Source organism: Mobiluncus curtisii subsp. curtisii ATCC 35241, from assembly GCF_000146285.1.
Lineage (GTDB): Bacteria > Actinomycetota > Actinomycetes > Actinomycetales > Actinomycetaceae > Mobiluncus > Mobiluncus curtisii.
Map to the genome: position 1 here is coordinate 482,076 of NZ_GL385912.1, position 25,402 is coordinate 507,477.

General features: G+C 56.4%; 25 protein-coding genes. 8 read left to right on the plus strand and 17 right to left on the minus strand.

The window, feature by feature from the left end:
• Together HMPREF0574_RS09645 and moaA are read right to left on the minus strand one after the other, a co-directional pair.
• A partial coding sequence (locus HMPREF0574_RS09645; protein WP_004007027.1) for a hypothetical protein occupies nt 1-284 on the minus strand: 284 nt, incomplete at its 3' end.
• A gap of 2 nt (nt 285-286) precedes the next feature.
• Nucleotides 287-1,375, minus strand: a complete 1,089-nt coding sequence (gene moaA, locus HMPREF0574_RS02120) for a GTP 3',8-cyclase MoaA (protein ID WP_004007028.1) — start codon at nt 1,373-1,375, stop codon at nt 287-289.
• A 177-nt stretch (nt 1,376-1,552) separates the two neighbouring features.
• On the opposite strand from moaA, the gene HMPREF0574_RS02125 reads away from it, so the two are divergent.
• From HMPREF0574_RS02125 to HMPREF0574_RS02145, 5 genes are all read left to right on the plus strand, one after another.
• Nucleotides 1,553-1,831 (plus strand): DUF6457 domain-containing protein, encoded by a 279-nt coding sequence (locus HMPREF0574_RS02125; protein ID WP_236585856.1) that lies wholly within the window; start codon nt 1,553-1,555, stop codon nt 1,829-1,831.
• Nucleotides 1,832-1,924: 93 nt separating this feature from the next.
• A complete protein-coding gene (locus tag HMPREF0574_RS02130; RefSeq protein ID WP_004007030.1) occupies nt 1,925-2,320 on the plus strand; it encodes a TOBE domain-containing protein in 396 nt (131 codons plus the stop codon).
• A gap of 84 nt (nt 2,321-2,404) precedes the next feature.
• On the plus strand, nt 2,405-3,217 hold the full coding sequence (gene modA / locus HMPREF0574_RS02135; RefSeq protein WP_004007031.1) for a molybdate ABC transporter substrate-binding protein: 813 nt from the start codon (nt 2,405-2,407) through the stop codon (nt 3,215-3,217).
• A 9-nt stretch (nt 3,218-3,226) separates the two neighbouring features.
• On the plus strand, nt 3,227-4,054 hold the full coding sequence (locus HMPREF0574_RS02140; RefSeq protein WP_004007032.1) for an ABC transporter permease: 828 nt from the start codon (nt 3,227-3,229) through the stop codon (nt 4,052-4,054).
• On the plus strand, nt 4,051-5,190 hold the full coding sequence (locus tag HMPREF0574_RS02145; RefSeq protein ID WP_036324837.1) for a sulfate/molybdate ABC transporter ATP-binding protein: 1,140 nt from the start codon (nt 4,051-4,053) through the stop codon (nt 5,188-5,190). Before HMPREF0574_RS02140 ends, HMPREF0574_RS02145 begins: the two co-directional genes overlap by 4 nt.
• Before the next feature lie 104 nt (nt 5,191-5,294).
• Here the strand turns inward: HMPREF0574_RS02145 and HMPREF0574_RS02150 are convergent, their stop codons facing one another.
• Both HMPREF0574_RS02150 and HMPREF0574_RS02155 read right to left on the minus strand, forming a co-directional pair.
• On the minus strand, nt 5,295-6,182 hold the full coding sequence (locus HMPREF0574_RS02150; RefSeq protein WP_004007034.1) for an HNH endonuclease family protein: 888 nt from the start codon (nt 6,180-6,182) through the stop codon (nt 5,295-5,297).
• Nucleotides 6,179-7,480 (minus strand): DNA-methyltransferase, encoded by a 1,302-nt coding sequence (locus HMPREF0574_RS02155; RefSeq protein WP_004007035.1) that lies wholly within the window; start codon nt 7,478-7,480, stop codon nt 6,179-6,181. Before HMPREF0574_RS02155 ends, HMPREF0574_RS02150 begins: the two co-directional genes overlap by 4 nt.
• Before the next feature lie 143 nt (nt 7,481-7,623).
• On the opposite strand from HMPREF0574_RS02155, the gene HMPREF0574_RS02160 reads away from it, so the two are divergent.
• A complete protein-coding gene (locus tag HMPREF0574_RS02160; protein WP_004007037.1) occupies nt 7,624-8,142 on the plus strand; it encodes a YbjN domain-containing protein in 519 nt (172 codons plus the stop codon).
• 3 nt (nt 8,143-8,145) lie between these two features.
• On the opposite strand, the gene HMPREF0574_RS02165 is transcribed toward HMPREF0574_RS02160, so the two are convergent.
• Both HMPREF0574_RS02165 and HMPREF0574_RS02170 read right to left on the minus strand, forming a co-directional pair.
• A complete protein-coding gene (locus tag HMPREF0574_RS02165) occupies nt 8,146-9,576 on the minus strand; it encodes an FAD-dependent oxidoreductase (RefSeq protein WP_004007038.1) in 1,431 nt (476 codons plus the stop codon).
• A gap of 151 nt (nt 9,577-9,727) precedes the next feature.
• Nucleotides 9,728-10,579, minus strand: coding sequence for an SDR family oxidoreductase (locus tag HMPREF0574_RS02170; RefSeq protein ID WP_004007040.1), 852 nt, complete (start codon nt 10,577-10,579; stop codon nt 9,728-9,730).
• 126 nt (nt 10,580-10,705) lie between these two features.
• On the opposite strand from HMPREF0574_RS02170, the gene proC reads away from it, so the two are divergent.
• Together proC and valS are read left to right on the plus strand one after the other, a co-directional pair.
• Nucleotides 10,706-11,518, plus strand: a complete 813-nt coding sequence (gene proC / locus HMPREF0574_RS02175) for a pyrroline-5-carboxylate reductase (RefSeq protein WP_004007041.1) — start codon at nt 10,706-10,708, stop codon at nt 11,516-11,518.
• Nucleotides 11,519-11,603: 85 nt separating this feature from the next.
• The gene (valS, locus tag HMPREF0574_RS02180) at nt 11,604-14,261 is read left to right on the plus strand and encodes a valine--tRNA ligase (protein WP_036324839.1); all 2,658 of its coding nucleotides are present in this window, start codon (nt 11,604-11,606) and stop codon (nt 14,259-14,261) included.
• Between the two features lie 130 nt (nt 14,262-14,391).
• Here valS and mobA read toward each other — a convergent pair whose 3' ends face one another.
• From mobA to HMPREF0574_RS02235, 11 genes are all read right to left on the minus strand, one after another.
• Entirely contained in the window at nt 14,392-15,015 is a 624-nt protein-coding gene (mobA, locus tag HMPREF0574_RS02185) for a molybdenum cofactor guanylyltransferase (protein ID WP_004007043.1), read from the minus strand.
• Between the two features lie 135 nt (nt 15,016-15,150).
• Nucleotides 15,151-16,047 (minus strand): FAD:protein FMN transferase, encoded by an 897-nt coding sequence (locus HMPREF0574_RS02190; protein ID WP_004007044.1) that lies wholly within the window; start codon nt 16,045-16,047, stop codon nt 15,151-15,153.
• 5 nt (nt 16,048-16,052) lie between these two features.
• Nucleotides 16,053-16,481 (minus strand): FMN-binding protein, encoded by a 429-nt coding sequence (locus HMPREF0574_RS02195; RefSeq protein WP_004007045.1) that lies wholly within the window; start codon nt 16,479-16,481, stop codon nt 16,053-16,055.
• Nucleotides 16,474-17,232, minus strand: coding sequence for an ABC transporter ATP-binding protein (locus HMPREF0574_RS02200; protein WP_004007046.1), 759 nt, complete (start codon nt 17,230-17,232; stop codon nt 16,474-16,476). The genes HMPREF0574_RS02195 and HMPREF0574_RS02200 overlap by 8 nt, the downstream gene beginning before the upstream one ends.
• On the minus strand, nt 17,222-18,385 hold the full coding sequence (locus HMPREF0574_RS02205; RefSeq protein WP_236585855.1) for an ABC transporter permease: 1,164 nt from the start codon (nt 18,383-18,385) through the stop codon (nt 17,222-17,224). Before HMPREF0574_RS02205 ends, HMPREF0574_RS02200 begins: the two co-directional genes overlap by 11 nt.
• 6 nt (nt 18,386-18,391) lie before the next feature.
• On the minus strand, nt 18,392-19,693 hold the full coding sequence (locus HMPREF0574_RS02210; protein WP_004007048.1) for an ABC transporter permease: 1,302 nt from the start codon (nt 19,691-19,693) through the stop codon (nt 18,392-18,394).
• Nucleotides 19,694-19,713: 20 nt separating this feature from the next.
• Nucleotides 19,714-20,988 (minus strand): DUF2318 domain-containing protein, encoded by a 1,275-nt coding sequence (locus tag HMPREF0574_RS02215; protein ID WP_004007049.1) that lies wholly within the window; start codon nt 20,986-20,988, stop codon nt 19,714-19,716.
• A 10-nt stretch (nt 20,989-20,998) separates the two neighbouring features.
• A complete protein-coding gene (locus HMPREF0574_RS02220) occupies nt 20,999-21,649 on the minus strand; it encodes an iron transporter (RefSeq protein WP_004007050.1) in 651 nt (216 codons plus the stop codon).
• A complete protein-coding gene (locus tag HMPREF0574_RS02225; protein ID WP_236585854.1) occupies nt 21,649-23,358 on the minus strand; it encodes an FTR1 family iron permease in 1,710 nt (569 codons plus the stop codon). Before HMPREF0574_RS02225 ends, HMPREF0574_RS02220 begins: the two co-directional genes overlap by 1 nt.
• Before the next feature lie 134 nt (nt 23,359-23,492).
• Complete coding sequence (locus HMPREF0574_RS02230) at nt 23,493-24,197, minus strand: ABC transporter ATP-binding protein (protein ID WP_004007052.1); 705 nt, start codon at nt 24,195-24,197, stop codon at nt 23,493-23,495.
• A complete protein-coding gene (locus HMPREF0574_RS02235) occupies nt 24,198-25,337 on the minus strand; it encodes an ABC transporter permease (RefSeq protein ID WP_245527336.1) in 1,140 nt (379 codons plus the stop codon).
• Nucleotides 25,338-25,402 lie beyond the last annotated feature (65 nt).

The following is a 25,402-nucleotide window of genomic DNA, read 5'->3' on the forward strand; positions in this document are numbered from 1 at the left end:
TAGCCGCCAGCAAACGGCGGTAAAACATCGATGGTGAGGTCGGTGAGATCATCGAGGTCCGCGAGGCGCTTCTGTCCCGATTCGCGCAGCCCCCCCACCAGGTATGACGAAATGGAAAGCACCCGATTCAAGTCACTGCCGCATCCGCCAGCCTGAGCCGCTGTCTCCGCCACACTCAAATCCCGCGCTACCTGTACCGTCGCCACATCAGTACCCGCCGCTTCCGCCGCGGCCGCGAAAAACCGCACTTGCACCCCAACCGTGTCACCGTCATTTTCCCGCATCTTTACCCCCCAATCTGAGCCATCGGAATCGTGGGAGAGTGAAAATCCTGCTGTCCCAAGCCGTGTCCGGAAGGTTTTTCCCAGGTCACCCCAGCCCACGCTTGAGCCAGTTCATCATCGCTAGCCCCGCTGCGCAGCAGCATCCCCAGGTCACAGCTCAAGTCAGAGAACAAACAGGGACGCACTACCCCGGTCGGGGAAAGTCGGGTTCGATTACAGTTTGCACAGAAAGGCGCCGAAACTGAGGAAATTATCCCCATCGTCCCCAAACGTTGGGTGCGGGCGGAGTTAAACACGACAAAACGAGTCGCCGGGGCGTGAATATCAACGTTGTCTCGCACCGGCTCCAGGTGAAACTCACGTTCCAAAGTCGGACGCAGTTGAGAAAAATCCAGCTGTTGCGTGGAGTCGACCCGAACCGCGTGTGGACCAAATGGCATGTATTCAATGGCGCGCCACTCGATACCCCGCTCCAAACAAAATCGCAGCAACTCCGGAGCTTCCCGCAGACTGACGCGGTCCAACATCACCGTGTTCATTTTCACCGTCTGAAAGCCGGCGGACAGGGCAGCATCTATCCCTGCCAGAGCCTTCGCGAGCTCATCGCGCCCGGCAATTTGGGCAAACCGGTTCGGGTCGAGCGTATCCAGAGAAATATTAATGCGCCGGATTCCTGTCGCCCGTAATGCCGCGGCCAGCGGCGCCAAGCTACGTGCATTCGTGGTCAGTGCCAACTGGGGATCCAGACCTGCTGAGACGAAAGACTCACGAACGCCAGCTGCAATCTCTAACAAATCCGGTCGCAACAGGGGCTCCCCACCGGTCAGACGAACCTGAGTAATCCCCAAACGGTGTATTGCTATACCCGCTAAACGCAAAATTTCCGAGGCGTCCAGCAGCTCCCGGCGTGGCACCCATTTCACACCCCCGCGCGGCAGGCAATACGAACAGCGCAAGTCGCAGCGATCAGTCACCGACAAGCGCAAGTCACGCGCCGTCCGTCCCCAGCTGTCTCGCAGTGGCACAGTCCAAGCAGAGGTCAGCGGAGCCACCTGGCTCACACGATTGACTCGCGTTAGCGTCTCCGTCAAACCTGCCTACTTCCTCAGCGATGGGTGTATCAGGTCATTCTATCGCGTCGCCATGATTATTCCAGTTCACTAGGCATTTTCGGTTCGTCCTCGCTCCCTGTTGCTTTTACCATTATGCTGAAAGGTGCGAGCCAAACGGCTCGGCATATTTTTAACCACATGAGTCGAGGAGCAGACATGGCAACAGAAAATCGCAAGGACGACCCAGAAAAAATGGCAAAAATGGCAGCGTGGCTACAAGCCGCCAGCCGAGAGCTCCAGCTGCCCGGAGAGACTATTGCCCCCGTCCAGGAGGAACTGCTGAATCTCATCAGCGAAGTCGCACATGGACCGTCTCGTCCGGGGGCTCCCCTGACGGCTTTCCTGGTCGGATATGCCGCGGGTGGAGATATAGAGAAAGCGGCTGTGAATGTAGCCAAACTTCGCGACCTGGTCGCCCAGTACCCCGCGGATTGAAACTACACAGACACTGTCAGCCACAAGGCGGTTTCCGCAAATTCTGGTCAAACCTCGGAAAATATCCGCAGAATTTAAGATAAGGTGGCAAGTATGTCTCAGTTACGGATTAAGGATGCCGCGAATTTACTGGGTGTCAGCGATGATACGCTGCGACGCTGGATAGACGCCGGTCATCTCAGTGCCGGAACCGATAGCGCGGGACGCAAGGTTGTAGACGGGGCTGAACTGGCGATACTAGCCCAGGATAAAGCCAAAGATTTCGGTGACACGGATTCCACGGGTTCCATCTCTGCCCGCAACCATTTCCGCGGTCTGGTCACCAAAGTTGTTTCGGACAAAGTCATGAGTCAGGTGGAACTGCAGTGCGGCCCCTTCCGCGTGGTGTCCCTCATTTCTACCGAGTCGGTGAAAGAACTCGGACTGGTGCCCGGCGCGGTCGCCACCGCCCGAGTCAAAGCCACGAATGTCGTAATTGATGCATCTTAGGGAAAACCTAACGACACCCTAGGCTCACCACGATGAAACTGCCGGCACCGGAGAATCGCCGAACCGGCTATTGCGAAAGGGAAAATGATGAAAAAATTCGCACGTCTTGGAGCAGGCTTGGCAATCCTCGCCCTGACCGCAACCGGTCTCACGGCTTGCGGTTCGAACGACTCGAAACCCGCAGGTTCCGAACCGAGTAAAACTGCCGACGCCAAGATGATTCAGGTGTTTGCTGCGGCTTCTCTCAAGGCCAGTTTTTCTGAGCTGGGGGAAGCCTTCCAAAAGGAAAACCCCGACATTACCGTAAAGTTCAACTTCGACGGCTCCTCCTCCCTGTTCGATCAGATGCAAGGTGGCGCCAAAGCGGACGTGTTCGCCTCCGCTGACGAAAAGAACATGAAGAAAGCCACCGACGCGGGACTGAACGCCGGCGAGCCCAGCATTTTTGTGAACAATACCCTGACCCTGGCAGTCCCGAAAGGAAACCCAGCCGGGGTCACCGGTCTGAATGACTCTCTCAACGGCAAGAAGCTGGTAATTTGCGCAGACGGAGTTCCCTGTGGCAATGCTTATCGTGAACTGGCGCAAAAGGTCGGTTTCACCGGTCAAGCCGTGTCCGAAGAGACTTCGGTCAAGGACGTGATGGGTAAGGTTGTCAGCGGCGAGGCTGACGCGGGCGTGGTGTACCAGACCGACGCTTTGGCAGAAAAGGACTCGGTGGACACTATCGAGATTCCTGGCTCTGACACCGTGGTCAATGCCTACCCGATTATGGTCACCAAGATGGCTGCCGAAAATGGCAACGACGCTGCAGCGAAAGCGTTCGTGGACTTTGTGTTGTCTGATGCGGCACAAAAGGTCTTTGCCAAGTACGGATTCATGAGCCCCGCTAAGTAAGGTTTCGCGTTGAACGCTAATAACCACGGTTTTCCCCGCTGGCTGTATTTGCCAGCGGGGATAGCCTTACTGTTGGTCGTTTTGCCCATCTTGGGGCTCATGGTGCGAGTGCCGTGGATCCGCCTGGCGGAAATCCTGACCCGCGACGAGTCCCGTGATGCTCTGCTGTTGAGTCTGCGCACCTGCCTGGTTTCACTGGTGCTGGTGCTGATTCTCGGCACGCCCCTGGCGCTGCTGATTTCACGCACCGAGGGTTTTTGGGCGTACGTGTGGCGCACTTTTGCAGTCCTGCCCATGGTGTTGCCGCCGGTCGTAGCTGGTTTAGCACTCTTGGTGACACTGGGACGGCGCGGCGTAGTAGGTCAATACCTGTCTCTGGCTGGTATCGAGATTGGGTTCACCACCATAGCCGTGGTACTGGGACAAACATTCGTGGCAATGCCTTACTATGTGGTGTCTCTAGAGTCCGCGCTGCGCACTTTTGATTCCGGTTATGAACGAATTGCGGCGACTTTGGGGGCGTCTCCGACTTATGTCTTGCACCGCGTTACGTTGCCCTTGCTCACTCCTGCCATAGTCGGGGGCGCCACCATGGCTTTTGCCCGCGCCTTGGGCGAGTTCGGGGCGACCCTGACTTTCGCGGGCTCTCTGCAAGGGGTGACCCGCACCCTCCCCCAGGCTATCTATTTGTTGCGCGAGGACGACTCTGACCTGGCTTTAGCGCTGTCTGTAGTGCTGGTACTGCTGGCTGCCACCATGATGGGATTGTCTGCCATTTTTACCACTCGCCGCACTAAACAGCTCACAATGCAACCGGAAAATGGTGATGACCAGTGAATTCTAGTTCTGAGACCGCAGTAAACTCTGCAAATTCCCCCGTTGCCCCCGCAGCGGGAGGAGAAGTCCTGGTGAACGCGGGCATCACGGAACGCAATGTCACCGTACAGTGCGCTTTTCCGGCGGGGCTGATTACTGCCATCGTCGGACCGAACGGAGCCGGCAAGTCCACCATTTTGGGGATGATTTCCGGGCTGCTGACTCCCGATTCGGGCGAGGTCCGCAGCGGAGAGACGGTATTTGCTGATGCCACCCGGTCTTTGCCACCTCATCAGCGTCCCGTCGCGATGCTGACCCAAAAGCCTCTGCTGTTTCCACACCTGAGCGTGCTGGAAAATGTGGCGTTTGGTCCCCGCGCCCGGCATCTGTCACGGTCTGAATCGCGGCGTATCGCGCGCCAAGAGTTAGCGGCGGTAGGCGCTTTGGAACTGGCGGATCGTCCTGCCACGGCTCTGTCCGGAGGACAGTCGCAGCGCGTGGCTTTGGCTCGTGCTCTGGCGACGCACCCGCAAGTCGTGCTGTTGGACGAACCATTTTCCGCCCTCGACGTTGAAACTTCTGCGAAAATGCGGGAAGTTCTGTCAAAGCGGTTGCGTCAAGAGCCGCGACCCACGGTGATTTTTGTGACCCACGATCCCCTCGATGTATGGATGCTGGCTGATCACGTAGTCGCCATCGAAAAGGGGCATTTGATTGGGGAAGGCACCGTGGTAGAAATGCTGGGTCAGCCTGCCACGAAGTTCTTGGAAAATCTGTCCGGAATGAACCTGTTGGCTGGGATCATTGAGGAATCCGGCGATGTTGCCACCGTTAATGCCAGTGGAGTGGAACTGACCGGACTGTGGCAAGGAAACAGTCATCCAGGTCCCCAAACCCCAGCTCTCACCGCTTTTGCCCCGCAATCTGTGGCTCTGTTCGACACACCCGTTTCTGGCTCTCCGCGCAATACCTGGCAGTCGCGCGTCACGGACATCACGCCGCGAGGTGCGGTGCAGTGGATCAGTTTGAATCTAGCAGGGGGGCAAAGCATTCAAGCCGTGTTGACCCCACAGGCAGTCAATGCTCTGCATCTGGCTCCCGGTTCCCCCATTTATGCCGAGGTCAAAGCCACGCAAATTACGGTGTATCCGCGTTAAATTTTTGAGAAGCGGAAATATAAGGTGAAAATAGCGCGGTAGCTGTCATTATTGGCAGCTACCGCCCAAATCCCACCTTATAATCCCCAGCCTCAGTTTGATATCTATGGAATCGGCTCCCGGGGGCACTCTTTCAGCACCCCCATCATGGCCTGTTTCTCTGCCGAGGTCACCCACAGTCCGTATTTCGCTTTCACCGCAATCTGACGCGCCACGTAAGCACAGCGGTAATCTCGCGCAGGTGGCAGCCATGCAGCCGCATCTTGAGATTGTTTATCCTGGTTTACCTGACCTTTTACTGCTTCCAAGTTCAGCGGGTCGTTGGCAATAGCCTCCCGTTCCTGCTGGCTGAGCTGCTGTCCGCCGGTACGCCACACGTTACCCAACGCCACCACATGGTCAATCTGGACCGCGTCGGAGGTTTCCTGTGACCGCCTAAAATCAATAGTTTCCCCGGTGTACTTGTCGTGCAGGACGCCACTTTGCACCACGCAGTGCGCGGGGGTGGTGGGCGTAGCCGCCCGGTATTGCACATTCTCTAGGTCGCGAGCCAGCACCTCGTTGCGGGTATTACAATCGTTGCCGTCGAGGTCCAGCCACCCCTTGCCGAACAGTCGCTCGCGGTCAAAATCGTGGAAAGGATCTTTGTCACGTACTTCCAGTTTGTCCAACACGTCCCTGGCGAGGGTTCCCGCCGTTTTCCCGGCGGCGTCACGAGTTCGTTCTCCGACGTTCCCGGATTGGCTGGTGGAATGGGTCCGGTCACCGCCGAGGAGCCCGAAGAACCAGCCGTCATCCCCGACAAACTGGGTACCCAAACCGGTCACTGCCACCACGGCGAACGCTACCAGAGCCAGGCTGCGTCCGCGCTGGTTACGGTTCGAGCTCTTGCCGAACCAACCGTCCCACGGTGCTACCTGCGGAGTTTCCGGTTCCAGACCGGGATTTTCCTCCGGGGTGGAGCCCTGACCAATTTTGTCCAATTTGCTCATGTTTCCAGCCTAACGAAGTAATCTTGCCCGGTCACATCTGCCACCAGCGCCACCCCACGAGCATTCTCCCCGCAGTCGGCGAAATCGATGACCGCGTCTCGTGACGGCGCCATCACGGCGCGGGGAACGAAAACACCACCGGGAAAACCTGCAAAATTTGGGTCAATAACCATCCAATCCACCAGCTCTGTCCAGTCCAGTTGGTCGGAATTGCCGGTTGTTTCGACCTTAGCTGGGGGCTCTGTTACCGTGGTGGCATCCAATTTTGCGACGCTGGTGGCGACTTCTCGCCCCAGCAATTCCAAGTTCTCTAAGATTCGATGAGCATTCCAGGACGCAGTTTCCCGCCAAACTTCAAAGCCAACCCCGGTTTGCACCAGGCGCCGCCGCGCCAAATGCACCCCCAAACTATTGCGTTCTATCCCCAGGAAACGTCGTCCCAGCTGAGCTGCTGCTGCCACCAGGGTGGAACCGGAGCCGGCAAAGCAATCCATCACCAGTCCCCCCGGCGGACACGCCGCGGCAATAGCGCGTTGCATGACTTCCAGCGGTTTTTGAGTTGGATACCCTACCCAGGTATCAGAATGATTCGGTGGTCGGGAAATCTGCCAAACGTCGGGAGCAACCATGCCCTGCGGATTAAACAGCTCGCGACGCTTGGGAGCAATAGCAGCGTTATACGCCACCCGTACCGCATCAGGGTCAAAATAGTAGCGGCGTCGATTCCGGGCATAAAACAGTATGGTGTCGTGTTTATGGCCGAAGGCTCGCCGGGATCCCCCGCCCGAAGCGTAAGCCCACACAATCTCATTAATGAGGTTGCTCCCCCCGAATACCTCATCCATGACCAAGCGCAGCGCAGCGGAGGAATGCCAATCACAGTGGAGAAATATCGTCCCCGTTGGCGACAAAAATCGCCGTAGCAATGTCAGCCTCTCGTAAAGATTTTGTAGGTAATCTGCGGTTTGCCAACGGTCGCCGTATTGTTTCACGGTGATGGTGCGTTTCGAGTCACCTCGATGATGGGTCCGAATTCGTTGCACATAATCTGTCCCGGAGTTAAACGGTGGATCAATATAGATACAGTCAACGCTGCCCTCATATTGGGGCAGCAATCCACTCATGACCTGCAGGTTTTCCCCGACATAAATGCGATTTTCGCTCCCTGATACCGCCGTTTCAATCCCCAACATTTCCGGATACCGTTCGGCAGGGACGTAAGGTCGAGGTGTCACCAGTTCCACTTCGTGTTTTCCGCGCCATGTCAAAGCCAGTTCCGGGGATTTTTCCTGCACCATTCCATCCTACTGTGGGCAGGTCAGCCGGTAATAACCAGCCGAAATCGGGTGTCTCGGCGCTTTCACCTCCAGTGAAATTTCACGCCCGGACCTGGAGCAGTCGGCTAAAATGGAAGCTGCAGCCATATAGGAGGAGGCGAATCATGAGTGGGGATAGCGGGAATCTTTTCGATAATCCTTTCGAGTCTCCTTTCGACAGCGTGCCCTTTTCGGTTAATCGGCTGCCCAACCTGACCCGCGACCGGGTTAAGAAAGTCTTGGAAAGTCATAAGTGGAGCTACCAGGTCAATCATGACGGAGATGTAGGCGGAGCCTGGCAAAACGGTATCTATTATTTTCAAGTCACCGGCGAAAAAGACACCATCCTCTGTGTACGCGGCACTTGGCGTGGGGAACCGGAGCTGGACGACTTCATCCTGATTAACTCAATTTGTAACCGCTGGAACACCGAGTATTACTGGCCGAAAGCCTACGCACGGGTCACCGAAGACCGCGAAGTCTATGTGCATACGGAACTGCCAATCAGCTGGCGCAACGGTCTGACAGATGCGCAGCTGGACGAACAGGTTCGCTGTGCACTGGAGTCCAGCGAGGATTTCTTTGAACAGCTGGAACAGCAGCTACCCAACGCAATGCCTCAACCGGACGAAGATTCCGAATAAACGTTAGCTGGGCAACATCCACCATAGGGCGCGACCTTTCGCCCGGTAACGTTCCAAGAAACGTTCCGTCCGTACCGCCCAGTATGGTCCCAAGCCGTGACGCACCCGCAATACCTGTCGCGCCGCGTCACTGCTTTTCTTTGGGTAGGTCAGCTCGGCATAAAATCCTCGCGAGGAAATCAACCCGTAATCCCAACATAAGCTCAACACCGTCTCGATTTCTTCCAGAGTTTCGGGCAAAACTTTGTTTTTTTGACCTGTCAGTTCTTCGATAATCAAGTCCGAAACCTGTCGGCTCATTAAATGCGCCATATCGCGGGTTTGCATGGGGACAGGCGTCGGGGCAGAATCTTTACCTTCCACAAGTTCGCGCGTGTCCATCGCAATAGCCGAACCAATTCCGAAAATATTGCGATGAGTAGGATTGCGGAAAGTCCGCGGCAACAGAGTCACCACCTGGCCGGAACCGTTCTGCTGGGTTTTGGCATCCACCCGCAGCCGCCCCCAGCCATCGTACAAGTCACCACGCAAATCCGCTCCGTTGGCGTCATACACTGACAGGGGGGTGAGCACCCGCGCTGCCTCCACCGCCACCAAATCGCATTCCATTTCTCCGGGCTGCCCCTCGCCATGCACCGGAACGAAACGCACCCTCCGCCCATTTATCGACGCTAAACGCATATCTTGGTGCAGAATCAGGCGGTGAGACTCGATGAGATGCACCAGCGCGGTCTGCATGTCCTCTTCCATCTTCGGTTCATCGGTGTGACCGTACATCCAAGGTCGCCCAGCATCGAAAAAGTGCAGTTCCACCCGCGAACGCAGAAAAGCGGCTCGCAGTACCTCGTCCACGCACAGAGCATATTCCAGTGCCCCGTAAAACCCGCCCATGCCGCGGGCGGAACGACCGATGGCAATCACTTTCGGCTTGTCATCCACCGGGGAATCCTGCAGTTCAAACAGCAAGCGGCGAAGCTCCGCTTCCCCTGCAATGGCGCTATCCAGGCGATCCAGGACACAGGTCGGCACCGTGGTGGCTTCTGCGGGAATGCCTGCCACCCGATCAATGTCATGCCCGGTGGCAATGACCAGGTAATCGTAAGGCACGCGCGCGACCTGCCCCTCGAGGTGCGAGCCGGTAAAAGTCATCTGGACTTGAGGACGCGGGTCGTCCCGGTAGCCCTTGGGGTAGACCGCGGTAGCCATGCCTTGATGGAAGATGATACCTTTGCGCCGATAAAGCGGACCGAGCTGGACAGTTTGACGCTGCGCCAGCTGCAAGCCGGAAGCAATCTGTGCCATGACGTCGGGATTCGTCCAGGTCGAACTCGGACTGATAACGATGACGTCATGATCGTCTTTCAGGCGGTGTTTCAGCCCGAGGGCTGTGGAATGACCAGCCATCCCGGCTCCAATCACAACAATTCGCGCCATCTCAGTATCCTTTTTTCTTCAGGAGTTCCGCCGAAAACGTTGCCCCGCAACGTTTTTTCACCGGCTCCACCCCACCACGCACCGACACACACTCGCTACGCTCGCTGTCGGCACGCCAACCCGCACCAATCACTGCAATCCGCGCCATGATTCACTCAGCCGGTTTTCCCAGGCGGACTTTGATAGTGCTGGTGGCTTGTTCCACAGGTTTGATTTTAAGCTGGTCTATATTCACGTGCGCGGGCAAGCTTAGGGTCCATTCAATAGCCTGGGCAATATCCGCCCCCACCAGCGGATAATCCACTCCGGCGTACACCCCTGCAGCTTGTTCCCGGTCCTCCAGGCGAGAGAGGGAAAATTCCGGGGTTTGCACCAATCCCGGCATAATCTCGATTATGCGAATCGGTTTCCCCACCAGCTCTAGGCGCAGTGTCTCGGGCAGCATCGCCTCGGCGTGTTTGGCGGCAGTATAGCCCGCCCCGCCCGGATACGTCTCGTGACCGGCAGTTGAAGTGACGAACACCAAATCCCCACCCCCATGAGCCAGCATATGCGGCAGGAAAGCTTGGGTGACCTGCAGGGAAGACAAAACGTTGATGCTGTACATGGTTTTCCACCGGTCCAGCTTTGCCTCCATCACGGTGTCGGTGCCCCGGGCTCCCCCGGCATTATTTACCACCGCGTCCACGACCTGTCCCTCGGCGGTCGCCCACTCATACAGCGCCTGCACGTGCTCCGGAATGGTCAGGTCAGCGGCAAAAGCCGCGCAACCCGTCTCATAAGCCAAAGCCGCCAACCTTTCGGCGCGACGTGCGGTCGCCAGGACATCCCATCCAGAGGCGCACAGCCGCTTCACAGTTTCCCAGCCAATTCCGGTAGAAGCCCCGGTCACCAGCGCTCGTCCCGGCTGACGCGCCGGGCGGGTCTCGGGAACTGCGATTCCAAAACTTTGGGGGTCAAGAGTCTGTGCGGACGGCTTTACCGGTCCGGGTGTGAAGCTCATTTTCGCTCACCTTTCCAGAATTTTTGGCTACGGGGGCACGCTATAGACTTAGCCTATAGGAAAACGACACCAGCGGTTCCTTTCCAACGCGGGGAATAAACCGCGGACACCAGGAAAAGAGGCAAGATGAAACTCGGTTTTATTGGCATGGGTGCCATGGGTTCTGCAATTGCGGCGGGAGCCCTGCGGCGCGGCTTCGTCAAGGCCTGCGACCTGAGTTTTTCTGATCCCAGTGTGACTCCGGGGTCGCATCCGCTGACTAAGGAGTTTGGAGCCTCACAAGTGGCTTCCAATCGGGAACTGGTCAGGACAGTTGACGCGGTGGTCATTGCAGTGAAACCGAAACACATCGCCTCGGTCCTCACCGAAATCTCTCCCGAACTGGGAGGAAAGCTGGTCATTTCCATCGCTGGTGGAGTCGACTTGTCGCATCTGGAGAGCTGGCTGACCCCTGACACCCCCATCGTGCGGGTCATGCCAAACCTGAACGCACAGGTCAACGCCGCCATGTCGGCCTTGTGCGCGAACGCGACGGTGAGCTCGGATCAAAAGCAGTACGCCTCCAATCTGTTCAACGCGGTGGGTCGCACGGTCGATCTGGAGGAATCCCTGTTCCCCGCATTTACTGCCATTGCCGGATGCGCCCCTGCCTGGACTTATACCTATGTCGAGGCTTTGGCGAAAGCGGGCGTCGCGGCGGGATTGACAAAAGCGACAGCCATCGAGTCAGCGACCCAGATGCTGTTAGGCTCTGCCCTCGTGTTGCAAGATGGTCTGGAAAAGGGCGCTCACCCCGGTCAACTGGTCGATAGAGTGTGCTCCCCCGGCGGCTCCACCATTGCCGGTCTGCTGGCAGGCGAGGACGCCGGATTCTCGCGGACCGTAGTGCGCATGGTTCAGGGCGCGATGGCAGGGGACGCCAAAGCAACCCAGAAATAATCCGCACCCCGCCAAATGCGTTAGGGCAGCAGGAACGCAAGCGGGTAAACTATTGCAGGTAAATCACAACGATAAAAGGAAAACCATGACCGAGAGACTGAAAGCTCCGAGAGTACCTGAAAAGACGACCCTGGACGGCATTGAGGACAAATGGCGCGAGGTATGGACACAGACGCAGACCTACGCTTTTGACCCCGACACCAAGCGGGAAGCCGTTTATTCTATCGACACCCCGCCCCCCACCGTCTCTGGCTCGCTGCATGTCGGCCACGTGTTTTCCTATACACACACGGATGTGGTGGCGCGTTATCAGCGGATGTGCGGCAAGAATGTGTTTTACCCGATGGGCTGGGACGACAACGGTCTGCCCACCGAACGTCGGGTGCAAAACTATTTTGGGGTGCGCTGCGACCCGTCCTTGCCCTATGTGCCCAATTTCACTCCACCGTACGAGGGCGGAGAAGGCAAGTCCATTAAGAACGCCGACCAGGTGCCAATCAGCCGCAAAAACTTCGTGGAGCTATGCGAACGCCTGACCTCTCAGGACGAAAAACAGTTCGAGGAGCTCTGGCGCACGCTGGGACTGTCAATCGACTGGTCCTACACGATGCAAACTATCGGCAAGCCTGCGCAAAAGGTCGCACAGACGTTTTTCCTGCGTAACTTTGCCCGTGGCGAGGTGTACGCTGCCGAAGCGCCAGGTCTGTGGGACGTCACGTTCCAGACGGCGGTGGCGCAAGCTGAGCTGGAGGCGCGCGACTATCCGGGTTCCTACCATTCTTTCGCGTTCCATCGCGAGGACGGCAAGGGCGACATCGTGATTGAAACGACCCGTCCGGAACTGCTGGGGGCGTGCTGTGCGCTGATTGCCCACCCTGATGACGAACGCTACACCGATTTGTTCGGCACCTACGTGACTTCACCAGGGTTTGATGTGCGGGTTCCCGTATTGGCTCACCCCGAGGCGGAGATGGACAAGGGTTCCGGTATCGCCATGTGCTGCACGTTCGGCGACCTGGTGGATGTGGATTGGTGGCGGGATTTGCAGCTGCCGACCAGGGCTATCCTGCGCAAGGACGGTCGGATTATTCCTGACGTGCCGGACTGGATTACTTCCGAGCGCGGTCGGGCGCTGTATCAGGAAACCGCTGGGAAAACGACGTTCTCTGCCCGCAAAGCCATCGTCGAGGCGTTGCGGGAATCCGGGGAGATGCAGGGGGATCCGAAACCGACCCAGCGGATGACGAACTTTTACGAAAAGGGCGACAAGCCCCTGGAGATCGTGACTTCACGCCAGTGGTATATCCGTAATGGCGGTCGTCCCTACTCTCGCACCGCGGGGGGCACAGATTTACGCGAGGAACTGTTGGCGCGCGGTCGTGAACTCGACTTTGTGCCTGATTTCATGCGGGTTCGCTACGAGAACTGGGTCAACGGTTTGAACACCGACTGGCTGATTTCCCGCCAGCGTTTCTTTGGGGTGCCACTGCCCCTGTGGTATCCCGTTAAGGATTCTGGCGAAACAGACTTTGACCACCCGATTTTGCCCAGCGAAGATATGTTGCCTATCGATCCCACCACGGATACCCCCGCCGGATTTACTGAATCTCAGCGTGGTGTGCCGGGCGGTTTCGTGGCAGAAGTCGACATTATGGATACGTGGGCGACCTCCAGCCTGACTCCCGAAATCTATTCCGGTTTTGGGCGGGACGAAAAGCTGTTTGCGGCGACTTTCCCGATGGATTTGCGTCCTCAGGGTCAAGACATCATTCGTACTTGGCTGTTCTCTACCGTGGTGCGGTCGCATCTGGAGTTTGACACTCTCCCGTGGCGTCAAGCCGCGATTTCGGGCTGGATTTTGGATCCTGACCACAAAAAGATGTCCAAGTCCAAAGGCAACGTGGTGACCCCGATGGCACTGCTGGAAAAGCATTCTTCCGACGCGGTGCGTTATTGGGCAGCCTCAGCCCGGTTAGGGACGGACGCGGCCTTTGACGAAGGCGAGATGAAGGTCGGACGGCGTTTGGCTATCAAGCTGTTGAACGCGTCGAAGTTCGCGCTCTCCATGGGTGGGGACGCCGACCTGGTTTTGGACCCGGCGCTGGTAACCGTCGAGGTAGACCGGTCTTTGATTGCTACCCTAGCGGAAGTTATCACGTCTGCCACCAAGGCGTTTGAAGAAATGAACCATGCTCGTGCCTTGGAGGTTACCGAGAGTTTCTTCTGGACGCTGTGTGATGATTACTTGGAGCTGGTCAAGGATCGCGCTTATGGCAAGGATTCGGCAGCTGATGCTGCCGCGGTCGCCTCTGCACGCACGACCCTGGCACTGGCTATTGATAGCGTGGTGCGTCTGCTCGCGCCGTTCTTGCCTTTCACCACCGAGGAAGTGTGGTCCTGGTATCGCACCGGGTCGGTGCATCGGGCGGCTTGGCCCAGCACTGACGGTTTGGATAGCGTGAGTGGCAATCCCGAGGTGCTGCAGGCAGCCGGCGGGGCACTGTCGGCTCTCCGTAAGGTCAAGTCTGATGCCAAAGTGTCTCAGCGTACCCCGTTCTTGCACGCCACCGTGACTTTCCCCGAGCCCGATGTGGCGTGTGCCGAGGCGGCTCGCGCCGACTTGGCGGCCGCCAACCACGTGGAGGGCAAGCTGGAGTTTGTCGCCGGCGAGGTCGAATCCCCGCAGGTCAGCGCCGCTGAGCTGGGCGAACCCCCCGCAAAACCGGCTAAGCCTGGTAAATAAAGCAGAATCCGAGAGTGTGGCAGGGAGATTTCCCTGCCACACTTGGTTTTTACCCAGCTTGATCTGACCCAGACATAAGAATCAGCTGAGAGAGGATTACCAGGTCACCGGATGGAGCGTGGTTCCTCTCTCAACTACATCGGGGGAGAATTTCTAAACGCGCTGCCAATCTACGCGCGTCTTCGGGCGTGTCGACGTCCATGCAATAATGCTGCGGGTCTGCCACTGCGACCACCTCCAGGCGGGAAAAACCGCTGCGGATTGACCGGTTCCGAACCTGGTTCAATCCCCGCAAAGTGCCCAGTCGATAGCATCCGTGCAGGTACTGAAGTCGCGTTTCACAATCGTCGGTCTGCGGTGCCGCCCCGGCACAGCCCTCCAGATGCGTGCACAGGTTCCCCCACAGCCTTGGAGTCAGTGGCGCGTCGCAGGGCATGACTGCCACCATCGCAGAATCCGGCAGGTCACCCAATTGAGACACCCCAGCATTGAGACCCGCCAGTGGTCCGCCCAGAGGGGGATCTTCCAACGTCAGCACTACCCCGGAGGGAATCGACAGGCGCGCGGGAGCGACCACTACAAGGCGACCGGAGAACCTGGTGCGCTCGATTTCGGCAAAAACCCAGTCAATGAGCCTGGTGCCACCCACCAGATAATCAGGTTTGGACACCCCACCCAAACGTTTCGCGGTACCTCCTGCCAAAATCACCGCCGCGTCCGGCACCACCACCGGGTTTTCTGCACAGTCACACATTTATCGTTCAGTCCACTTCTTGTGTCTCTTGCCCCCCCTGGGGAATAGTTAGGTAAATTCTAGGTTCTATACGCAATTTTGGTTTAATTATCGGCGGGGGGCAAAAGTCACCACGGCACCAAGTCCGTGATGGCGTTAGGCTTTTGGCGTGTCGCTCAGTGGCAGTGGCTCGGGTAAATCTAGCGTGATGTGCAACTGTAGCGCGGGATCGGAAAACACTCTCCCGTTGGAAGTCATGGCGAGGGCACGATACGCCGCGCCCAAAACGCCCTTTTGAGTCAAATCGTGCAGCAGGGGGGTGCCCCCCGCAATCAGCGCGGTAGAGAGGGCTTCACAGCTCATCGCGTCCGGTCCCGCCACGAGAGCCGCACATATATCAGTAAATGCCAGCTGTCCGTCCAGACCGCGAATGTGGCTGCGCACCAGGGTGGGGACAATTTCTGTTTGCGGTAGCGCCGAAAAAGAGAGGGACTCGTTTTCTATCTGCAAGTTTCCCAGGAATTCTGAGCCAATCCAGGGTGATTGCACTTTGATGGTTGCCTGTCGGTCAGGCGCCACAATGGACGAACCCCCGAAAGAAACCAAGATGTCGCTGCCCCCCGATTCTGCAATGAGGGAAGCCAGGTGCGCGGCAGCGTAACCTTTAGCGATGCCTCCTAAATCCAGACATCCCGCCCCCGCATGAACCGTGAGACGAGCCTGCTCGCCTCGCAGCTGTAACGTTTCGGCGCTCAAGCCCAGGCGCGGAAATAGTTTAAAGAACCCCCCGGTACGCTGCGACCAATCCTTTGCCGCGTGAAACACCGCAGCACAGTGCGGTCCGACATTAATCCACTCCGCATCCAGCCGGCTCACGGGGGAATCTGCCCGGAACCGCGACAAATCATCCTCCAGCTGCGCTACCCTTTGCGGCAGGCTCACCCGGAGCACTTCCGCGACCTGGGGAGTGCTGCGCCACGAGACCGTCACCAGCGTCCCCATCGCCGCAAAGGTAATCGTGGTTTCTTCTTGCGGAGCCGGCGTGAGGTGCACAACGCCTACTTTTGCGCGGTATCCATAGCCGCCTCTACCGCGTCGAGGAATAACCGATGCGACAGAGACGCCCCCGCCACCCTATCGACCTTATTTTGGTCTCCGGTTTTCTGGAACTGCTGCACATAGCGCTGTTCAGCACTGATAGCGTCTTGGGCGCGCTGATAGAACTCCGTGTCTACCGTGCCACTGGCGGTCTTGCCGTAATTTTCATCATGCGGCGTCCCGTCTTTGTCGTAGAGACGGAACTCGGCGTTAACTACCTGACCGCCTTTAATCGTGAAGCGAACTTTGCCAACGGTACCGTCTTCTTCGGGCTGTGAGCTTCCCGCGTATTGCCCATCGGGCAAAGTTGAGGCCGCCGGATAAGATGCACAGCCGCTCAGGGCGACCATGCCGATGGCGAGCAATGCCCCCGCGGTGGTTTTACGCATCTTTACCTCCTGTTTCCGGCGCCTCCGGCGTGCCTGCCGCGGAAGTTTGCGGCTTATTGTGGACTTCGCTGGTGATTTTGCCATGTTCCAAAATAATTTGGCGTTGACCTTGCCGGGCGACGTTGGCATCGTGGGTGACGACCAGCAGCGTGGTACCTTCTCGGTGCAGCTGCGAAAAGAAATCAATCACGATGTTTTCGTTTGCCTCGTCGAGGTTACCGGTCGGTTCGTCTGCCAGGATGACGGAGGGGTGATTGATGAGGGCACGAGCCACGCACACGCGCTGCTGCTCCCCTCCGGACAGTTCATGAGGGAGGTGGGTGGCGCGAGCTGACATGCCCACACGGTCCAGAGCCTCCATTGCTTCGGCTTCATCGGGTAGGGAGTGGTAATACTGTGCCATCATCACGTTCTCCACCGCGGAAAGGTGCTTGACCAAGTGGAACTGTTGAAAGATGAGACCAATCTTGCGACGGCGGACAGCTGCCAATTCCAGCTCACCCATCTTGTCCAGGCGCTCCCCCTCCAGATAAACCAGTCCTTCGGTAGGAGAATCCAGGCATCCCAAGATATTCATCAAGGTTGACTTGCCTGAACCGGAAGGTCCCACCACGGAGAGCCACTCGCCTTTGGTCACGTCCAGACTGACGTTATCCAGCGCTGCCAACTCGCCATATTTACGTGACACATTCTCTACTCGATAAATCAGTTGTTTATCAACATTTTCTGCCATAGCATTCTCACTCTCCACCAAGAACGTTTATAGGATTAATCCGGGCAATGCGTTTAGCCGGCCAGAGAGAGCCGATAACCGCTACCGCTACCGAAAACACAATCGTGAGGATAATAATTATCCAGTTAATTTCTACTCGCGCCAGGAATACTTTTTGCAATATGTAATCAGCCAGTCCAATTCCCAGCAGCACTCCCAAGAAGCCTCCGAACAGCCCAAGCAGTATAGACTCTCCAATCAACTCCTCGAACACGTCCTTGCTCAAAGCACCCAAAGCCTTTTTCAGTCCAATTTCTCGAGAACGTTCCGACACAATCGAACTCAGTGTTGCGGATACCGCAATCAGCATTAGGGCGGAAATAATAATACTGACCACCCAAATCAGGTTACTGAGCGTATGGGCGATGCGCGTTTCGTTTTGCGTAGTCCGGCGCACCACCTCAGCGTCAATCCCGCTGACCTTTTTCTCAATGGTTTTCGCTAAGGTGCTGAGCTGGGACGTGTCGCCTTTCAGGGAATATTCCACCAAACTGTAGTGGTCGGCGACACCACCCATGGCAGCGTAACTATCCGGGCTCAACACCGCCAAGTCGTCCTCGGGACCACCGGTGCGCAGCAGCCCGGAAATTTCCAACTGTTTGCCGGAATGGTTAGAGTCTCCTGAGTTCTCCGCATTGTTGTTTTCCCGCAGTTGCGCCACCTTGAGTCCAATCAGGTCACCAACGTGCAGACGGAACTTGTCTGCGAGGTTCACACCTAACAGAATCTGTTCGCTGCCCTGTGGCACTTTCCCCTCGATTGACCAGTAGGGACGAACCGAGCGAGCATCGGCGAATTTCGTCACCATGAGGGGCACAGGCTGTTGTCCATAGAGCAGGTTACCGTAGCTATACCCAGCCCGCCCCAACAGGCTCTCGCCACACTGCCGGTCTATGGCAGACACGGTTTCGGGGGTAATTACGTTGGAACCTTGCGGCAGCACCACCAGGTTTGCTCCAAAAGAGCGTAGTTCCTTGGCAATATAGTCGGGAACCGTCACCGCCACTAGCCCCAGCCCGGAGAGGGTAGAGGCGCCCATGGCGATTGCTAGGGAAGCAATTAAAACTCGTGAGAAACGGTGCGCGAACGCTTTCCAGATGATGCGCACGAACATTCGTTTGTGTGAATTCATTCCCGCCTACTTTCTGTGCAGGACTCGTGCCGGCTGCAAAGTCACCAGCGCCCGGATGGAAGGTAAACAGCCCAGCAAAACAGTCATGCCTACGATGACCGCCATCAGGGGGAACACCACCGGGCGGATATTGATACTGACCCCAAATACGAGGTGACCGACCAGTTGTGCCAGCCCGATGCCGCCCAGACACCCGAAGGCGGCTCCAACCAGGCTCACGAGGAACGTTTCCGTCAAAATCATCAGCACCACGAACAGATTGCGCGCTCCTAGGGCTTTCATCAGTCCGATTTCGGCAGAACGTTCCATCACTGAAGCGGTCACCAGGTTAGCAATGCCCAGAGCGGATCCCGCCATGGCCAAGATTGCTACCAGAGTCATAATTAGCTGGGTTTTCTCCAGAATCGTGCCCTCACTGTCGGCGATTTGGTGGACGGGAGTGGCCACGGCATTGCTCATGACTTCCTCAATTTGATAGGCGATTGAGGAAGTATAAGCGGTGCAATACCACGTCTCCCAGTCATCCAGTGACAGCGAGCTCGGATCGCGGGCAGCTCGACGTGACAGGTCATTTTCTGGCGTGGTGATAGCCCGGACCTCAACCCTATCGACCTGCCCCGGACGATTGGACAGTGTCTGGGCTATGCTCAAATCAGCGAAAAGCTGCCGGTCTTCATTGGAACCGGAGGTAAAAATGCCGCTGATAGTCAGGGTGGGACTGGGCGCGGAGCCGGATATCCCGGGTGGCGGTTGCAACGTGAGTGAATCCCCCAAGTGCCAACCGTTTTGCTTTGCCAGTTTCGTTCCAACCATGACTTCGTCGGGAGCCTTCGGCCAGCTGCCTTTCACTTCCCACCAGTCGCGCATGTCTGCCATGCCGGTATCGACTTTTTCCCCCGTGGGAATAGCCAGCTTCTTGCGAAACCAAGTACCGACCACATCGACATCGTGACCGGAATACTCCGCCTTGGTCTCTAGGAACGGGGCAAAGTTTTCGATGTTGTACGCCCAAAATATGGTTTTCAGCTTTGCCAGTTCGGATTCCTGTAGCGCTCCGGACTGGGTATTTGCTGAACTATCCGTATCCTCGAAGTCATAGAGTTGGGAAACGACGGATTTTCCTTGCGGCAGGACTTGGATATTGGCACCGTAAGAACCGAGTTCCTGCTTGATTTTGTCCCCCACGTCCAGCATGACTGCCAGCATGGAAGTCGTGAGTCCCGCTCCTAAGAATATCGTCACCGCAATCATGAGGCGCTTGCCGACCTGCCGACGTAACGCCTTGAAAATCATCCTGAAAAAGAACATGGAAACTTTACCTTAGAGCCTTAGATTATTTTGGTTTTAAAGATTTTGGCGTGCCCGTTCAGCTCGTCAGCAAAAAACCGCAATTCTTTCGGGCCCACTTCATACTTAATCGGAATGGGATTGCAGCCACCGGGGAAACCAATAGTTTGAATGTTCATCATTACTCCGCAGCGTCGGCAAATGACTTTTCCGCCGTCTTCGTAGTAACCGGATTCGCCGCAGATTTCACATGCATCGAGACCGCAGCCATAAGCCACGGCGTTCTTTTTAATGACGATGAAACGTACCTGGGTGCCGTCTTTGGTCACGTAAGCAAACCGGTGCAGGTGTCCATCAGACACGAGTTCACGGCTCACGGAAACGATATTGCCCTTCACAGTGGACGGCTCTATCGGGGATAGCTCAGGCACGGCTTCTGCCACACGTTTACCGACAGTCAAAGCAGAAACGAAGACGACCGTACCCCCCAATGCCAGCTCCAAAAAGTGACGGCGAGAAATTCGATCCGCTTTTGCTAAACGTGCTTCCGGTCCGGAAACATTGACGGGTTTGGAGCTGAACCAAATGGCGATGATGCCGGGAATGGCGGTGAGTACCACCAGAGTCAGCAGCATGACGGTGTTGGCATTTTGAATCCACAACACGAGTTCAAAAATGGTCCGCGAGCGGGGCAGGAAACCACGAGCGGCGAGCTGCTGATAGAGCAGGATAGAGCGCGGACCGATGACTACCAAAAACACCGCGGTAGTAATTGCCAAACGCACCATCGCGGGAACCAGCTTGGTCGCATGTACATACGCCCATCCAGCGATGACCACCAGCAAAGAACCAAACACAAAGCCGGCAAATCGTGCCAGCGATTCAGTTTCTAATGGGGAGGACCCCATCAGCACGATTTCATCGGTAGAAAATGCGTATTCAAAGCCGAAATTGATGATGATACTCACCGCAGTCAACAGCGAGACTACCAGCAGCGCCCGATGCTTAGCGCTTTGTTTAATGTCATAGAGGTCGGCCGCACCAAACCACCAAGACATCCCCAGGAAGCCCAGAGAGCAAATCAGCATTACTGGAACCAGATAGAAGTTCATGGTGGGAACATCTATCAGGTTCGTATTCAGTCGAAACCATGCCAAAATCGCCGCCGCTAGGGCTGCCACTACCAGCACGACGGTGGTAATCCGAGCAACAACTCGGCGTTCCATCGGCGTGTGCGGTCGTGTTGCCAGCAGGATTGCCAGCGGCACGAAGAGTGGCAGCCCGTAGCGGAGGGCGACAACAAATAACTTGAGCAATGAAATCTACTTAGAGAATCTGCCCGTCCCACTGCCAGTTCTTGAACTCGAACTTCAGCGGTTCTTTCCAGAAGCGTCCCTTCACTGCAGAGGAGTCTTTACCGGTGTGCAGCATGAACTTGTCTGCCGGAGAGGGGATGGTGATGGTCACATCGTACAGACCGGGCTTGAGCTTGATGTTGTTACCGTAGTGGGGACCATCGACCGCAATCATCGGCATCATGGTGCCCAGGTCAGTTTCCTCACCGGTCTTTTGATCTTTAACCACGACCTTGAGGTCATCCAGGTAAGGCATGAAAGTATCTGCCGGGTAGCCGAATTCTTCGGCCTTTTCATTGGTCGAGACGTCAATTTCAAAGTGCATATCGGACTCGGAAGCCGGAGGCATCTTCATTGAGCCATGTTCCATATCGACAGCCTGGAAATAAACGACGTTTACATTCAGTGGCCCGTTGCTTTGCTCGCCAGAATCGCCGACCGGAATCTCCTTGATACCCACAACATTGGGATCGCTGGGGGTTTCCGGTTGTTCCTGCTCAGACGAGGCCGCCGGTTTGGAATCCTGAGGCTTAGCCTGGTTGTTTGCAGAGTTTCCGCCACAACCGCTGAGGCTCGCTCCCAACGCCAGGACGGCTGCCAGAGCCAGTAGCTTCTTCTTCATTATTTTTCCTTTCCGCTGTGCGCTTCGACAGCGTCTTGTGTGTGTTCCCTCGAAGAGTGTTCTTCGGGAGCTTTATCATTATTATCCGCGACCGAGGTGTCGGATTGAGTCTGGTCTGCACCCGTCGTGGATTTGTCAGCCTTTGCCTGGTGGCGTTGCAGCAGCGCCAAACCGACCAAAACTGCGGCGACGATAATCTGAGCGACGAGGGTTTCCGCGGTAGGGTAGATTCCCAAGAACACCACGGTAGGAACGGAAGGCACCACGTGTGCCCCGACCAAAGCAGCTTCTTGCAGCTCTTTAATCGCCCCACCCACGATAGCTATAGCCAGCAACGCTAGCAATATCGACGTCCACTTAAAGAAAGGCTTGAGTGGCAAACGTACCCCGAACTGCCATACCAGCACAAATAGAATTGCCAGGATGACTACCGCGGTCAAGCCACCCGCAACGATATACCAATAATCGCTGTGGGTCTTCGCCCCGGCGACAATCGGGTAAAAGAACAGGATTGTTTCGGCGCCCTCCCTGGCTACGGTGAGGAAAGACACAAACGCCAGGGCAAAAACGCCTCCCGAGGCAGTCTTTTCACCCGCAGTCGCTTTAATGTATTCTTCCCAACGCTTGCCACTTGACTTGCTGAGAATCCAGTTGGACACGTAAATCAGCATGAGGGCTGCCGCCAGACCGGTGACGCCTTCGAGCAGTTCCTGCCCCATTCCGCTCTGTACGCTGGCGCTGAGTTGACCAAACAGGATAGCCAAACCGATAGAAAGGACCACGGCGATAATCACACCCACCAGGATTCCACGTAGCTGGTCACGCCGTCCCGCTTTCAACGCGTAAGTCACCAACGCTGCCACCACCAGCAGCGCCTCCGCGCCCTCACGCAACAGAATCAGGAAAGCAGCAAAGAAACCGGAAATCCCCAGCGGTCCGGTGTCCTGCGTTTTTTCATCCAGGAACTGTGCATCCTCAACGAGCTTCGAAATCAAATCCTTCCCGAGTTTCTCCTGTTGATCTTGGCTGCGACCGTCTTTGTAGCCCTGTCGCAAGTCGCTGAACATGCCTTCAATCTCGGTTACCCGGCTGAATCCTTTATGCACAATGGTGTTGTTTTCAAACCCGTCGGCTTCGTAATGCCCCAGATAAGCTTCGGTAGCCAGGGTGAAGGCTCGATTAGCCTGCCCCTTGACATAGGCGCTTTGCGCATCGGTGATAGTTTGCGCAATTGTGTCCGCTACCCTGCTCCATTGATCAGACACCTTCGGAGCTTTGATTAGCTTAGTTACCGTATCTTTCAGGGAGACGACGACTTTGTCGCTGGCTTCTCGGAGTTGCTCCGGGCTCGCGCCGTCACGGCTGAGATTCCGCAAGTTTAATAGTTCGGCGACGAACTGGTCGTCGACATCACGCCCCAATGCGTGTTTAACCTGGTCTTCCAGACCGCTGGTCTGGTAGTTCTCATAGTAGGCTTGGCGAATCAGAGTCTGGACCGCGCTCGGGTCTCCCGCTTCTGGAACCGCGTTCAGCTTTTCCTGCATTACTTCCACCACGTCAGCCCATTGGCCTAGATCGGAGTTTTGGGATGCGGCTGCGCTGGGCCAAATCAGACCCCCGAACGCCAGTGCCACCACCAGAGCAAAAAAGCCTAAAATAAACCGTAGTCCTCGTGCCCAAGGGGAGGGCAGATTTCTGGTTGTGTTCACGATTCCATCAACTTCTTTCCAATTTGAAACATGTCAAGGCTACAAAAAAATAATTAATAAGGCAAGCCTTGCCTTATTTATATAGCAACCTTGGACGGTGTAAAACAGATTTCCCCGCAGTCGCTCCTCGCGGTCTAACGCGACTCTTCCAAGCAGCCCTTAAGCATAGTAAATCTACGGTTGCAGTATTCATAAGCGGCGGTGTCGTGCGTGACCATGACAACCGCGCGCCCCTCCTGGGTCAGTTCCCGGAAGAGTCGCAACACCGCCGCGGTGGAAGCCTCATCCAAATCCCCGGTAGGTTCGTCTGCCAATAGAACCTCCGGTTGGGTCATAAGCGCGCGGGCGATAGCGACTCGACGCATCTCTCCCCCGGACAGTTCCGCGGGCCAAGCATGAGATAGGTCTGCAATGTCGAGCTTTTCCAGTAAATCTAACGCACGATTGACGGGCAACGACTCCACCGCTACGGGAGACTTTTTCCGCGTGGAACGCCCTTGTGCCGGCAAAGTCGCGGGCAGCACCACGTTATCCAACACGTTGAGGGAACTTACCAGGGTCTGCTGTTGCGTAACCATCCCCAAACGAAACCGGCGCAGTTGGGACAGCTCCCGATCCGAGAGACGGGACAAGTCCTGCCCTGCCACCTGAACCGTTCCGGAACTGGGACGCAGCAAACCCATCATCAGGTTCAGCAGGGTCGTTTTCCCGTTACCCGATTTGCCTGAAATGACTACGAACTGATTGGCGTCTATCTCCAAGCTGACCTGGTCTACCGCGTTAAAATCGCGTCCTCGCCGCGAAAACTTCTTCGTAACCGCACACAGTTCCAGCAGCATCTATTGACCCTCCCGCACAGCCTTGTAGGTTTCTTTTTGCAAGATGCGAATCGCTGAAACCGCGCTAGCCAGAGCCGCCCCCAGACACACCGTCACCAGGATGAGGACAGCCAGAGAACACTGACTCCACAGGTCACTTTGCAGATAGGGCTGTTTCAAAGCCTTTTGGATAGCGTTACCGAAGGGGTGCATCAGCGCCGCGCTGAAGCCCAACCCCAGTATGCTGCCGCCCACGCTAATCAACAGATTTTCCTTGAGCAGCATTGTGGTGAGCATCCGCTTCGTCGCACCCATAATTCGCAGCGAACCCAGTTCTTTGCTCCGCGACATGACGCTGACCCAGTTGACAGTCACCAGCACTGCTAGGGAAACTGCCCAAAAGATAATCAGAAAAATCTGCAGCGCACCCACAATGTGTCCCACTCCTTCTTTGAGCCGGGAACTAATCCCGTTAGCGGACACAAAGCCCAGTCCCTCCAACTGCGGAGATTTGGAGATATACTGCGCCACTTCTTCCGGAGCGTAACCAGGCTTGACCTTTACCATCACGGCAGAAACCCGATGTCCAATCTCATCTGTGGGCAAGACCGGATGTCCCACCTTTTCGGCTTGGCGCGCCAAAATCTTTGTGGTCGCTAGATTGGCAAACACGGAAGAATCCAGGTTCGTGCCGGTCGGAGCCAGCCGCGCGCTCACGGGGAATTCATAGTTAAACAGGCGAATCTTGCCTTGGGCGTTGATTTGGACTTTGGACCCTGCGACCAGTTCCCCGTCCTGCAAACCACGAGAATAAGTGGCTTGAATCCAGGGCTTAATCACGAAGTCGGTGTCCGGATCGATGCCGATAATTTGCAGCCTCACTTCGCAGCAGCTTGCCATCAGAGAAGCAATATAGGTCTGCGTGGTGACCCGCTCCACTCCGGCAACGTTAGCAACCAAATCAGCCACATCATCTTGCAGCAGGAATCCGCTCGGCTTGCCCCCGCAAAGGTAAATATCCTTTGCGGATTGCTCAAACTGAGAGGGCACGACCATTATGTCCGCCCCCAGGCGTTCTTTGACCGATGACAACCCCTGACTGAGGTTCAGCGAGACCATCCCCGCCGCAAACGTTATCCCGCTGAGCAGGACCGCTACCAAGAACAGTCCTAAGCTGCGATAACGGTAATATTTAAGATTGCGAAAAGGGAGTTTGCCCCAGGTGA

Excerpts from the sequence above, each read along its gene's own strand:
- HMPREF0574_RS02125 (WP_236585856.1), top strand. The coding sequence starts at position 1,553 with ATGGCAACAGAAAATCGCAAGGACGACCCAGAAAAAATGGCAAAAATG.
- HMPREF0574_RS02230 (WP_004007052.1), bottom strand. The coding sequence starts at position 24,197 with ATGCTGCTGGAACTGTGTGCGGTTACGAAGAAGTTTTCGCGGCGAGGA.
- HMPREF0574_RS02165 (WP_004007038.1), bottom strand. The coding sequence starts at position 9,576 with ATGGCGCGAATTGTTGTGATTGGAGCCGGGATGGCTGGTCATTCCACA.
- HMPREF0574_RS02150 (WP_004007034.1), bottom strand. The coding sequence starts at position 6,182 with ATGAGCAAATTGGACAAAATTGGTCAGGGCTCCACCCCGGAGGAAAAT.
- HMPREF0574_RS02195 (WP_004007045.1), bottom strand. The coding sequence starts at position 16,481 with ATGCGTAAAACCACCGCGGGGGCATTGCTCGCCATCGGCATGGTCGCC.
- modA (WP_004007031.1), top strand. The coding sequence starts at position 2,405 with ATGATGAAAAAATTCGCACGTCTTGGAGCAGGCTTGGCAATCCTCGCC.
- HMPREF0574_RS02130 (WP_004007030.1), top strand. The coding sequence starts at position 1,925 with ATGTCTCAGTTACGGATTAAGGATGCCGCGAATTTACTGGGTGTCAGC.
- proC (WP_004007041.1), top strand. The coding sequence starts at position 10,706 with ATGAAACTCGGTTTTATTGGCATGGGTGCCATGGGTTCTGCAATTGCG.
- HMPREF0574_RS02155 (WP_004007035.1), bottom strand. The coding sequence starts at position 7,480 with ATGGTGCAGGAAAAATCCCCGGAACTGGCTTTGACATGGCGCGGAAAA.
- HMPREF0574_RS02170 (WP_004007040.1), bottom strand. The coding sequence starts at position 10,579 with ATGAGCTTCACACCCGGACCGGTAAAGCCGTCCGCACAGACTCTTGAC.
- HMPREF0574_RS02210 (WP_004007048.1), bottom strand. The coding sequence starts at position 19,693 with ATGTTCTTTTTCAGGATGATTTTCAAGGCGTTACGTCGGCAGGTCGGC.
- HMPREF0574_RS02220 (WP_004007050.1), bottom strand. The coding sequence starts at position 21,649 with ATGAAGAAGAAGCTACTGGCTCTGGCAGCCGTCCTGGCGTTGGGAGCG.
- valS (WP_036324839.1), top strand. The coding sequence starts at position 11,604 with ATGACCGAGAGACTGAAAGCTCCGAGAGTACCTGAAAAGACGACCCTG.
- HMPREF0574_RS02205 (WP_236585855.1), bottom strand. The coding sequence starts at position 18,385 with ATGAATTCACACAAACGAATGTTCGTGCGCATCATCTGGAAAGCGTTC.
- HMPREF0574_RS02160 (WP_004007037.1), top strand. The coding sequence starts at position 7,624 with ATGAGTGGGGATAGCGGGAATCTTTTCGATAATCCTTTCGAGTCTCCT.
- mobA (WP_004007043.1), bottom strand. The coding sequence starts at position 15,015 with ATGTGTGACTGTGCAGAAAACCCGGTGGTGGTGCCGGACGCGGCGGTG.